At 70.5% G+C, this 10552-nt stretch carries 11 protein-coding genes and 1 pseudogene; 6 read left to right on the top strand and 6 right to left on the bottom strand.

The genetic code is table 11. The annotated features are described in order from the left end of the window. Positions 1-341 (bottom strand): annotated as a pseudogene (locus KGA66_RS12610) (winged helix DNA-binding protein); the annotation flags it as partial. Between the two features lie 88 nt (positions 342-429). Here KGA66_RS12610 and KGA66_RS12605 point away from each other — a divergent pair. The 5 genes from KGA66_RS12605 (at position 430) to bsaP (ending at position 3639) form a co-directional block, all read left to right on the top strand. Next, positions 430-696 (top strand): SemiSWEET family sugar transporter, encoded by a 267-nt coding sequence (locus KGA66_RS12605; RefSeq protein WP_211467992.1) that lies wholly within the window; start codon positions 430-432, stop codon positions 694-696. Positions 697-871: 175 nt separating this feature from the next. Beyond that, on the top strand, positions 872-1180 hold the full coding sequence (locus KGA66_RS12600; protein WP_211467990.1) for a DUF3311 domain-containing protein: 309 nt from the start codon (positions 872-874) through the stop codon (positions 1178-1180). 59 nt (positions 1181-1239) lie between these two features. Further along, positions 1240-2853 carry a monocarboxylate uptake permease MctP gene (gene mctP, locus KGA66_RS12595; protein ID WP_211468006.1) on the top strand — a complete coding sequence of 538 codons (1614 nt, stop codon included), beginning with the start codon at positions 1240-1242 and terminating at the stop codon, positions 2851-2853. A gap of 76 nt (positions 2854-2929) precedes the next feature. Beyond that, a complete protein-coding gene (locus KGA66_RS12590) occupies positions 2930-3421 on the top strand; it encodes a GNAT family N-acetyltransferase (RefSeq protein WP_211467988.1) in 492 nt (163 codons plus the stop codon). Continuing rightward, positions 3421-3639 carry a biotin synthase auxiliary protein BsaP gene (gene bsaP, locus KGA66_RS12585; protein WP_246507626.1) on the top strand — a complete coding sequence of 73 codons (219 nt, stop codon included), beginning with the start codon at positions 3421-3423 and terminating at the stop codon, positions 3637-3639. The genes KGA66_RS12590 and bsaP overlap by 1 nt, the downstream gene beginning before the upstream one ends. Positions 3640-3700: 61 nt before the next feature. Here the strand turns inward: bsaP and KGA66_RS12580 are convergent, their stop codons facing one another. The 5 genes from KGA66_RS12580 to KGA66_RS12560 all read right to left on the bottom strand — a co-directional run bounded on the left by KGA66_RS12580 (position 3701) and on the right by KGA66_RS12560 (position 8718). Then, positions 3701-3916, bottom strand: a complete 216-nt coding sequence (locus tag KGA66_RS12580) for a biotin/lipoyl-binding carrier protein (RefSeq protein ID WP_211467986.1) — start codon at positions 3914-3916, stop codon at positions 3701-3703. Between the two features lie 163 nt (positions 3917-4079). Further along, a complete protein-coding gene (locus KGA66_RS12575; RefSeq protein WP_211467984.1) occupies positions 4080-5447 on the bottom strand; it encodes an HD domain-containing protein in 1368 nt (455 codons plus the stop codon). A 124-nt stretch (positions 5448-5571) separates the two neighbouring features. Next, positions 5572-7281 carry an HD-GYP domain-containing protein gene (locus KGA66_RS31570; RefSeq protein ID WP_211467982.1) on the bottom strand — a complete coding sequence of 570 codons (1710 nt, stop codon included), beginning with the start codon at positions 7279-7281 and terminating at the stop codon, positions 5572-5574. A 466-nt stretch (positions 7282-7747) separates the two neighbouring features. Beyond that, entirely contained in the window at positions 7748-8041 is a 294-nt protein-coding gene (rsrA, locus tag KGA66_RS12565) for a mycothiol system anti-sigma-R factor (RefSeq protein WP_211467980.1), read from the bottom strand. Beyond that, positions 8038-8718, bottom strand: coding sequence for a sigma-70 family RNA polymerase sigma factor (locus tag KGA66_RS12560; RefSeq protein WP_211468002.1), 681 nt, complete (start codon positions 8716-8718; stop codon positions 8038-8040). The genes rsrA and KGA66_RS12560 overlap by 4 nt, the downstream gene beginning before the upstream one ends. A gap of 455 nt (positions 8719-9173) precedes the next feature. Here KGA66_RS12560 and aroA point away from each other — a divergent pair, with 455 nt between their 5' ends. Next, on the top strand, positions 9174-10472 hold the full coding sequence (aroA, locus tag KGA66_RS12555) for a 3-phosphoshikimate 1-carboxyvinyltransferase (protein WP_211467978.1): 1299 nt from the start codon (positions 9174-9176) through the stop codon (positions 10470-10472). The last annotated feature ends 80 nt before the right edge of the window (positions 10473-10552 follow it).

The raw sequence follows: 10552 nt of genomic DNA, 5'->3' as shown, positions 1-10552 counted from the left end.
TTTTTTTTTTTTTTAAGTTGTCCGTCACCACCAGGGTCTACACTCTCTCCGTCGGCGGCAGCGTCAGATTTGTATAAGAGACAGGCGGTGGCGGCCGACGCGGCGTTCGCGGGGTGCTGCGACGGATGCTGCGGATGCTCGTCCACTGTGACCAGGCCGCGCTCGACAAGGTCCGCGAGGGCGTAGCCGGCCGCGGAACGGCCGCAGTCGAGGTCGGCGGTCAGCTCGGCGCGCGTGGCCGCCCCGCCGCGCCGGTGCAGCGCGGTGAGCAGCCGGGTGGCGTTGTTCGCCGAATCGTTGCCCGGCGGACCAGGCGCCGCGGTGGACAGAACCGGGGTCATTCCATGATTATGTATTTGTACAGCGTCTGCACAAAATCCGGCCCCGATGGCCGGCGAGCCGGGCGGACGCGGAAGGGGGAGGGGACTGATGACCACCGCGACGGTGATCGGCCTGGTCGCCGGGACGCTGACCACGCTGGCCTGGCTGCCGCAGGTGGTGAAGGCGTTCCGCACCCGCTCGACCAAGGACTTCGCGTGGGAGTGGTTCGCGATGTTCGGCACCGGGGTCGGCACCTGGCTGGTCTACGGCTTCCTGGCCGCGGCTCCCGCGGTGATCGCGGCGAACGCGCTGACGCTGCTCCTGCTGGTCGCGCTCGGCGCGCTCAAGGCGAGCCACTCACAGCGCTCCCGCTGAGCGGATCGGCTGCGCCGCCGGGCGAATTCCGGGGTTTGCATAGGTTCGCCCCATGCCATTAGGCGCATCCCGGAACACCTTGACCGAATCGCAACCGCCGGGACCGTTCGACCGGCCCGACATGGCAATAACCTCCCTGCGGCGTCAATGCCGACGCCTTCGCCAGGAGGTTGAGATGAGTACATCAGATCAGCCGAGTCCCCCCGCCGGGGGCCGGTCGATCCTCTCCCCGCTGCGTGCACTCGCAGCGGTCTGCCTCATCGCGCCGTTCGTCGCGATGCTCTGGATCCCTTCGTTCAACAAGACGAATCCGAAGCTCCTCGGGTTCCCGTTCTTCTACTGGTACCAACTGCTGTGGGTGATCATCACCGCCGTGCTGATGATCGTCGCGTTCGTCGCGATGAACCGCGACCGGACGCAGCGGCGTGGGGCGCAGACCTCGTCCGGAACGGTTGACAGCGACGGACCGGAGGCCGGGCAGTGACACACGCGACCACCCTCGTACACGCGGCCACGACGCCGTTGGCCGCCGCCGGAAAAGCCGTGAACGGCACCGAACTCGGCGTGCTGGTCTTCTTCTTCGTCGCGGTCGCCGCCCTCGGCTTCTTCGCCGCGCGCTGGCGCCGCGCCGCGGACCACCGGCACCTGCACGAGTGGGGCCTGGGCGGCCGGTCCTTCGGCGGCTGGGTCACCTGGTTCCTGCTCGGCGGTGACCTGTACACCGCGTACACCTTCATCGCCGTGCCGGCCGCGATCTTCGCCGGTGGCGCGCTGGGCTTCTTCGCGGTGCCCTACACGATCCTGGTCTGGCCGATGGTGTTCATCTTCCTGCCACGGCTCTGGTCGGTTTCGCGCAAGCACGGCTACGTGACGCCCGCGGACTTCGTCAAGGGACGGCACGACTCGCGCGCGCTGTCCTTGGCGGTCGCGGTGACCGGCATCGTCGCCACAATGCCCTACATCGCCTTGCAACTGGTGGGCATCCAGGCATGCCTTGACGTGATCGGCATCGGCGGTAACGGCTCGACGTGGCAGAAGGACCTGCCGCTGTTCATCGCGTTCGCCGTGCTCGCGGCGTACACGTACACGTCTGGTCTGCGTGCTCCCGCGCTGATCGCGTTCGTGAAGGACACGCTGATCTACCTCACGGTGATCGTCGCGGTCATTTACATCCCGACGCGGATTCCCGGCGGCTGGTCGCACATCTTCGACGCCGCGCAAAGCCACTTGACCACGCCGAACCCGAAGACAGGCAAGCCGGCCGGGTCGATCCTGCTGGCGAAGGGCACCACGATCCCGTACGCCACACTGGCCGTCGGCTCGGCGATGGCGCTGTTCATGTACCCGCACGCGCAGATCGGCGTGCTGGCGACGAAGAGCCGCAACACGGTGCGCCGCAACCTCGCCGCGCTGACCGCGTACTCGCTGATGCTGGGCGTTATCGCGCTGCTCGGCTACATGGCGATCGCCGCGCACTTCACCGCGGCCTCGCTCAACGGCAACGCGCAGCACGCGGTGCCGGCGCTGTTCGACTGGGCGTTCCCGTCCTGGTTCGCCGGCGTGGCGTTCGCCGCGGTCGCCATCGGCGCGCTGGTCCCGGCGGCGATCATGTCGATCGCGGCGGCGAACCTGTTCACCCGCAACGTGTGGGTGGACTTCGTGCGGCCCGGCGCCTCGCCGCAGGAACAGACGCAGGTCTCGCAGCTGGCCTCGCTGGTGGTCAAGTTCGGCGCGCTGATCTTCGTGCTGAGCCTGGACAAGACCACCGCGATCAACTTCCAGCTGCTGGGCGGAGTGCTGATCCTGCAGACCTTCCCGGCGATCGTGTTCGGGCTGTACACCCGGTACTTCCACCGCTGGGCGCTGCTGCTGGGCTGGGCGGCGGGAATCGTGTACGGCACGCTCGTGGCCTGGTGGCAGAGCTCCCCGACCCAGAAGCACTTCGGTTCGCAGGTGGCCACGATCCCGTGGACGCATCAGAAGGCGTACATCGCGGTCACCGCGCTGGTGGTCAACCTGGTGGTGCTGGTCGTGGCGAACTTCGTGCTCAAGGCGGTCAGGGCGCCGGCCGGAACCGACGCGACGGCCGCCGAGGACTACGAGTTCGAGGAGGCCGCGGAGGGCACCACCCCGCAGGTGGCCTCGGCCGTGCTGTAGCACGCCGGCGGCCGGCTCCCGCGCGTACGAGGACTCCATGGCTCCCCGTCCTTCGCTGATGCGAAGATGGGGGGCCATGGACGTCTTGGTGCGGGAAGCCCGCGACAACGAGCTCGGCGAGGTGGGCGCGGTGACCGCCGCCGCCTACGACGGCATCGTCAGCCCCGAGTACCTGGTGGTGCTGCGGGACGCGCGCCCGCGCCGGGATGCTCCGCACACGACGCTGCTGGTGGCGTTGGACGACGGTACCGAGGGACTGCTCGGCACGGTGGTGTACGCGGCCGCCGGTTCGCCGTACCGCAATCTCGGCCGCGACGCGGAAAGCGAGATCCGGATGCTGGGTGTGCTGGCGGCGGCTCGCGGCCGAGGCGTCGGCGAGGCGCTGGTGCAGGCCTGTGTCGCGCGCGCCAAAGCGCAGGGCTGCCCGCGCCTGGTGCTTTCGACCGAGCCCGAAATGCTGGCGGCGCAGCGGCTTTACACGAGGCTCGGCTTCGCGCGCACGCCGCAGCGCGACTGGACGTTCAAGCCGGGTCTCAGCCTACTGACGTACGCTCTGGAGCTCGGGTGATGAGCGGGCCGGGCGCGATGGACACCGCGGCCGGGTACTGCGGTCAGTGCGGCACGCCGGCGGTCGAGGCCGACCACGTCGCCTGCGCGGCGCGGCTGGAACTGGAGCCGCCGCGTTACTGCGGCCGATGCGCGCGCCGGATGGTCGTGCAGGTCCTGCCAACCGGATGGACCGCCCGATGCTCGGTGCACGGGAGCATCGGCACGCGGGCGGGCTGAGACAGCGTCGATTGGTTCTCAGAGCGCTGAACCGCCGACGGCGCGCAGCGCTGAAACCCCGCTACTGGAGGACCGCGATGACGTCGCCCTCCTGAATGACGTCACCCGGCGCCACGTGGATCTCCGTCACGCTGCCGCCGACCTCGCACAGCACGGGGATCTCCATCTTCATCGACTCCAGCAGCACCAGCGCTCCGCCGGCCTCGACCGTGTCGCCGATCTTGACGTTGACCTCGGCGACATTGGCCACCATCTCGGCGCGGACCACCTCTGGCATGCCGGTCCCTTCCCGTCTGTCTTGCGCGAGGGCACCGGAAGACGGTCCGGCTCGCGGCGCGGCTGTCCTGATGGTCGCACAGCGGAGGCGTGCCGCACGGCTTCGTGCGCGCCAATCTTTCGCGGCGCGCTTTGTAGCGGGCAGGTTCGCCGGGCGCCGTCGCTCAGCCGGGATACGGCTGCGTACTCTCCACGATCCGGGTGAGTGACTCGACGACGCGCGGATCGTATTCGGTGGCCATGCCGAGCCTGATCCGGCGCAGCGCGGCCAGCCTGCGGTCGGGGTCGAGCGCCCCGCCGACCAGGTCGTCGTAGGCGTTCGCGGCCCGGATGATCGCCGCGGCGAGCAGGACCGGCTCGTCGGCGCGCTGCGGGCTGAAGGGCCGCCACTGGCACTCCAGGATGTCCGCGACCCGGTCCAGCACTCCGGTCTGGCGCACCACGTCCGCGCCCAGCGAGGCCACCGAGGCGGCCCGTTCCCGGGCGATCAGGACCGTGGCGCCGCCGGGGATCGGGTCGGTCAGCGAGAGCTGGCCGATGTCGTGCAACAGGGCCGCGTATTCCAGGTCCAGCAGCTGCGTGTCGGGCAGCGAGATGTCGCGGCCGATCGCCAGCGCCAGATGGCACACCCGGCGGGCGTGGCCGGGCTCGGTGTAGTCGGCCAGTTCGGTCACCCGCGACAGAGCGCGGATGGTCTGCTGGTAGGTGGCGCTGATCTGCGCGTAGCGGCGCAACGAGCGCTGCACCACCAGGATCGGCGCGGCGGCGATCGGGAGCACCCACAGGCCGAGTGAGCGGGCGGTCAGCGCGATGGCCACGGCGAACAGGATGACCGTCGGACACACCCATGCGGTCGCCATGCAGTCTTCCCGGAACGCGAGCAGCATTCGGCGTGCCGTGGGGCGCGGGCGCGCGGTCAGGCCGACCGGATCCCGCCGCGAAGGACCGGTGTCGACCAGCGGCGCGCGCCCGGGCTCAAGCCGCGCCAGCACCGAGACCAGCAGGTTGTCGACGAACAGCGCCGCGAGCGCCACCGCGGCGAGCAGCGCGCCGGACGCGGGCATGGTGTGGCGGTCCAGCAGACCGCTGGCCGGACCCGGCAGGATCCAGTCGCGGAAGACCACGGCCGCGAATCCGGTGGCCAGGACCCGCCGGGCGAGATATCCGGGCCGCGGGTGGCGTCCCGCGTACGCCTGGACGGCCATGCCGCACAAGACGGCCAGCCCGGTCACCGCGATCACCTCGGCGGCACCGTAGGTCGTGCGCTGGCCGTTCACGGCGACACTCAGCGCGAACGCGAGCGCGGCGGTCGACGACAGCGGCGCGGAGTCCCGGCCGAGCGGCAACGCGATCCGAATCGCCTCACCGAGCGCGATGGTCACGCCGAACGCCGCGGCCACGCCGGGCTGCGCCACCCCGCGCAGGAGCGTTTCCAGCAGTGCCGCGCCGGTCACGACCAGGGCGATCGAGGTCAGCAGCGTCGGGGCGCTCAGTGGCAGGTGCAACCGGGCGTGCTCGCTCGAACCAGTCATGCTCACCGCCCCGGTAACGCCCACCGCGCGGCGTCACCGGGCGCGCAACGCGGCTGTGACGTCCTTCGGCCGGCCGGCTGTCGCGTTATGCCCCGGAAGCGGTCCTGGAGCCCTCCCAGCGGCGTCACCGGCGCCCTCGCAGCGGCGCGTGGGGCGGCGGTTCCTGCCGCTCGCGCTCGGACAGGCTCCGTTCTGACAGGCTCCGTTCTGACAGCGGCGAAGGCACCATGAACGCGGGGTCGTCGTGGTCGAAGCCGTCCGCGGCGCATTTATCGCCGTGAGGGCACGGCAAGGCCGTGTCGGCACACACGGCGCCCGATCGTGCTCTCACCCGGAGGGGACAAGCGCCGCTCGATGCTGCGCCGTCCGTAGGGCCGCCGGCGCTGACACCACTGACACCGGCCGCCCGCACGGCTTCGAGGGCCCCGGCGTCCGCGAGGGCCGCCCGCCGCGGCGCGCTGCGCGCGAAAACCGGCAGCGTACCGTCGCCCAGCCACGGCTTGCCCTCCCGTTCGGCGTGAGCCAGCGCTTGGTGCATCGCCTCCACTATCACCGGGTCGAACTGGCTGCCCGCGCAGCCGCGCAACTCGGCGAGCGCGTCCGGGACCGAGCGCGCCGGACGGTAGGAGCGGGTCGAGGTCATCGAGTCGAATGCGTCGGCGACCGCGATGATCCGTGCGAAGCGCGGGATGCGCTCCCCGGCCAGGCCGGTGGGGTAGCCGCGACCGTCCATCCGCTCGTGGTGATGCAGGATCGCCGTGTACGCCTCGTTCAGGAAAGCGATGTCGCGCACCACATCGACCCCGCGGACGGGGTGGACCCGTATGGTTTCCAGTTCGGCCTCGTCGAACTTTCCGTCCTTCTGCAGCAGCCGCGTCGGTACGCCGAGCTTGCCGACGTCGTGCAGGATCGCCGCGTACCGCAGGATGGAGATGCGTTCCTCCTCCATGCCGAGCCATCGCGCGATCATCTCGCTGCCTTTGGCGACCCGCTCGCTGTGCCCCCGCGTGTAGAGATCCTTGATCTCAACCGCCTGCACCAGGGCTCGCACCGTGGCGTCGTGCGCGGCGCGCTGTTCGGCGTACTGCTCGTACGCCCAGCGCGTCACCAGCAGCGGACCGATCATCACCAGGGTCGCCAGGACGGGCGCCTGGTGCCGCCACAGCACCGCGGCGAGCAGTCCGGCGAAGCTGTAGGCGACGTTGCGCGGCATGATGCGCCGCATCGCCTCGCGCAGCGCGGCCTTCGCCCGGACCCGGCCGCCGACCACGGTCATCGTGCCGACCAGCAGCGCGGGCACGGCGGTCAGAGCCAGTGCGGCGAACACCATCGGCATCAGAGCCGCCGGCATCTCGGGCCGCATCAGCGTCCGCGATCCATGCAGGGCACCGTAGACGACCTCGCCGGCGACGGGCGTGAGGAAGACGCCCGAGACCACGAAGACCATCCGGTCGATCGGGGTGCCGGGGCGAAGCGCGATGCACAGTCCGCCGACGGCCATGCTGGCCGAGGCGACGCCCTGGGGCAGCAGCACGACTGCGGCGAGTTGTACCGCGACCGAGGCGGGCACGCCCGGGCTCTCCGCGAACTTCGGGAACGTGGAGGTGACCAGGATCACGCCCTGCAGCGCCGCGAGGACGAAGAAGAGCACCAGATCGACCCGGCCCCAGCGGGCCCCGGGCAGGATGACGGCCGCGGCCAGCACGGCGGCGCTCGCCACGCCCGCGACGTACACCCTCGCGGTCCTCGGCATCGGCCCGTCGTCGACCCGCTCGTCCGCTTGAACCGGACGGGAGTCGCGGGCGGCGGCCGTGCCGGCGGATGATCCGCCCACGCCCGACTGCGGCCCGCGAGTCATATCACGAAGTCGCTGCGCCCAACGCGCAGCCGTCCCTGAGTGAGCTTTTTGAAACTCGAACACCGTCATCGTTGCCACCCCTCCGCACCGGGGTACTCGCCACCCCGAGCCGGCTCCGCACTGCCGACCCGATTTAGTCCAACGACACGATGGTGCCACCTGTCACGCCATACCGGGCACAATTCCACCGAGAGAGAGCAAGTCCACGGCCACATTGTGTCAAGTATCGATCCAGTTCAGACAGCCCGTGACGGCCGCACTACGGACAGTCAGCGAAATGCATCCGCTTTCGGTGCATTACATCCTCATTGAACATCCGGACCACACCGGAAAACGGCGACCCGCAGCGACAGCGCGAATGCGCTCGGTGAAACGCGCGTTTCAGTGTTCTGTGAGGCCGTTGTCTCAGGCCGATTCCGCGCTGGCCGCGGCCGCCTGCCGGTCAGCCCGACTGGACCGCCTCGGCGGCGTCGGACGCGAGGCCCTGCTGAACCTGACGGATCTTGGAGAGTACCTTCACGCGCAGTTGTTCCGGCGCGGTGTCGCAGCCGCAACTGCGGTGGACCAGAGCCTTGACCGCCTGTTCCAGGCCGAACTCGGCCAGACAGGGAGCGCACTCGTCCAGGTGCCGCTGGACCGTCGCGCAGTCGTCCTCGGCCATCTCCTGGTCGATGTACTCGTAGACCCGGTCGAGCACGGACGCGCAGTCGATCTCGTGCGGGTGCCCGCAGCTCATGCCGTCGCCGCCTTTCCAGCGTCCCCGCGGTGACCGTTGGTCCCGTTCTGGCCGTCCGCACCGGCCGCCGCCCCGGCGAACCCGCGCTGCTCGGCGTAGTCGGCCAGCAGTTCCCGCAACTGCCGGCGTCCGCGGTGCAATCGGGACATCACGGTGCCGATGGGCGTGCCCATGATGTCCGCGATCTCCTTGTAGGGGAAGCCCTCGACGTCCGCGAGGTACACCGCCATGCGGAAATCCTCGCCGATCGCCTGCAGGGCCGCCTTCACATCGGAGTCCGGCAGGTGGTCGAGCGCCTCGACCTCGGCCGACCGCAGCCCCGTGGAGCTGTGCGACTCGGCCCGGTGCAACTGCCAGTCCTCGATCTCGTCGCTTCCGGACGCGAGAGGTTCCCGCTGCTTCTTGCGGTAACCGTTGATGAACGTGTTGGTGAGGATGCGATACATCCACGCCTTGAGGTTCGTCCCCGGCTTGAACTGGTGGAACGACGCGTACGCCTTGGCGTAGGTCTCCTGGACCAGGTCCTCCGCGTCGGCCGGGTTGCGGGTCATCCGCAACGCGGCGGAGTAGAGCGCGTCCAGGAAGGGCATGGCGTCGCGCTCGAACCGCGCGTCACGCTGCTCTGTCGTCTCCTGCGCGCTCGAGTCCTGGCCGGCCACGGCCCCTGCTTCGGCCAGTTGTCGCGCAGCCTGCGCAGCCGCCGAGTCGGTCGTCTCCGCCTCGTGCGCGGGCTGCGCTCCGGCGGCAGTGCCCACCGTGATACCCACCTCCGTGATCGGATCCGGTTCGAGAACCAACCGGACTTCCCCCGAGAATAGCCGCCGGGGGACCTGATCAACGATTCGGGATGCGCGGCGGTCCGCCGCGGTCTCGGGCAGCGTGAAGCCGAGGTCGGCGAACTCGCGACCGGAAGTTACAGGGATTGTGGCCATCACAATGCGTCAGAACAGCGACGGCGCCTGCGGCATTCCCGGCTTGGGCGCATCAACCGCCGCGACTCATCCACGCACGACACCGCCGAGACCACGAGGTCACCCATCAAGATCAACCACGAGGGCCGCTGCGGTACCGGGCCTGCCGCGCAGACTCTCTTGCGGGGCGGTGCCCGCCGCCGGGGCACTACGCTTGAGTCATGACGACTTCGGAGCTCTGGACCGCGCCCACCAGCACCGGGCCGGTCACCGCCCGGGTCACGGTGCCCGGCTCGAAGTCCGCGACCAACCGGGCGCTGCTGCTCGCCACGCTGGCCGACGGCCCGTCCGCGCTGCGCCGCCCGCTGCGCAGCCGCGACAGCCTGCTGATGGCCGCGGCGCTGCGCTCGCTCGGAGTCGGCATCGGGGACCTGGCCGACGGTTCGTGGCAGGTCGACCCGCCGTCGGCGCTGCGCGGCGACGTGAGTGTGGACGTCGGCAACGCGGGCACCGTGATGCGCTTCGCGCTTCCCATCGCGGCGCTCGCCGACGGCCCCGTGCATTTCGACGGCGATCCGCGCTCGCACGAGCGCCCGGTCGGCGCGCTGATCGAGGCGCTGCGATCGCTGGGCGCCGACATCGACGACTCGGCGCGCCCCGGTCATTTCCCGCTCACGGTGCGCGGAACCGGCGCCGTGCCCGGCGGCCTGGTGGAGATCGACTCCTCGGCCTCCTCGCAGTTCGTCTCGGCGCTGCTGCTGGCCGGCGCGCGGTTCGAGCGCGGGGTCGAGGTGCGGCACGTCGGCGAGCGGCTGCCGAGCCTGCCGCACATCCGGATGACGGTCGACATGCTGCGTCAGGCCGGGGTCGCGGTGGACGACACCGAGCCGGAGCGCTGGGCGGTGGCACCGGGCCGGATCCGGGGCCGGGAGACGACGATCGAACCGGACCTGTCGAACGCGGCCCCGTTCCTGGCCGCCGCCCTGGTCACCGGCGGGCGGGTGACGGTCGCCGACTGGCCGGAGCACACCGCGCAACCCGGCGACCGGCTGCGCGAGATCCTCACGCTGATGGGCGCGCGCTGCGAACTCGGGCCGGACGGGCTCACGGTGACCGGGGACGGCGGGGTGCACGGGGTGGACCTCGACCTGTCCGGAGAGTCGGAGCTGACTCCGACGATCGCGGCGGTCGCCGCGCTGGCCGACGAGCCCTCGCGGCTGCACGGCATCGGCCACATCCGGCTGCACGAGACGGACCGGGTGGCAGCGCTGGCCAAGGAACTCAACAACCTCGGCGGCGAGGTGATCGAGGGCGAGGACGAGCTGGTGATCAAGCCGCGGCCGCTGCACGGCGGCGAGTTCGCCACCTACGACGACCACCGCCTGGCCACCGCCGCCGCGGTGATCGGGCTGCGCGTGCCCGGGATCCACGTGGAGAACGTGGGCACTACGGGCAAGACGCTGCCCGACTTCACCGGCCGCTGGACCGCGCTGCTCGCCGGAACGGAGTACCAGGGGTGACAGCGGCGGCGCAACGGTCGTCGGCGGTGTGTGCCGTTCCCGCTCGTGCTGAAACGTCAGCCGGTCGGGCCTTCACGCCC

The sequence above is a fragment of the Actinocrinis puniceicyclus genome (assembly GCF_018283645.1).
GTDB lineage: Bacteria > Actinomycetota > Actinomycetes > Streptomycetales > Catenulisporaceae > Actinocrinis > Actinocrinis puniceicyclus.
This window is presented reverse-complemented; position numbering and strand designations above follow the sequence as displayed.

What these genes read in the sequence shown, in the direction of transcription:
- KGA66_RS12605 (WP_211467992.1), top strand. Translation starts at nt 430, where the DNA reads ATGACCACCGCGACGGTGATCGGCCTGGTCGCCGGGACGCTGACCACG.
- KGA66_RS12600 (WP_211467990.1), top strand. Translation starts at nt 872, where the DNA reads ATGAGTACATCAGATCAGCCGAGTCCCCCCGCCGGGGGCCGGTCGATC.
- KGA66_RS12590 (WP_211467988.1), top strand. Translation starts at nt 2,930, where the DNA reads ATGGACGTCTTGGTGCGGGAAGCCCGCGACAACGAGCTCGGCGAGGTG.
- bsaP (WP_246507626.1), top strand. Translation starts at nt 3,421, where the DNA reads ATGAGCGGGCCGGGCGCGATGGACACCGCGGCCGGGTACTGCGGTCAG.
- KGA66_RS12580 (WP_211467986.1), bottom strand. Translation starts at nt 3,916, where the DNA reads ATGCCAGAGGTGGTCCGCGCCGAGATGGTGGCCAATGTCGCCGAGGTC.
- KGA66_RS12575 (WP_211467984.1), bottom strand. Translation starts at nt 5,447, where the DNA reads ATGACTGGTTCGAGCGAGCACGCCCGGTTGCACCTGCCACTGAGCGCC.
- rsrA (WP_211467980.1), bottom strand. Translation starts at nt 8,041, where the DNA reads ATGAGCTGCGGGCACCCGCACGAGATCGACTGCGCGTCCGTGCTCGAC.
- aroA (WP_211467978.1), top strand. Translation starts at nt 9,174, where the DNA reads ATGACGACTTCGGAGCTCTGGACCGCGCCCACCAGCACCGGGCCGGTC.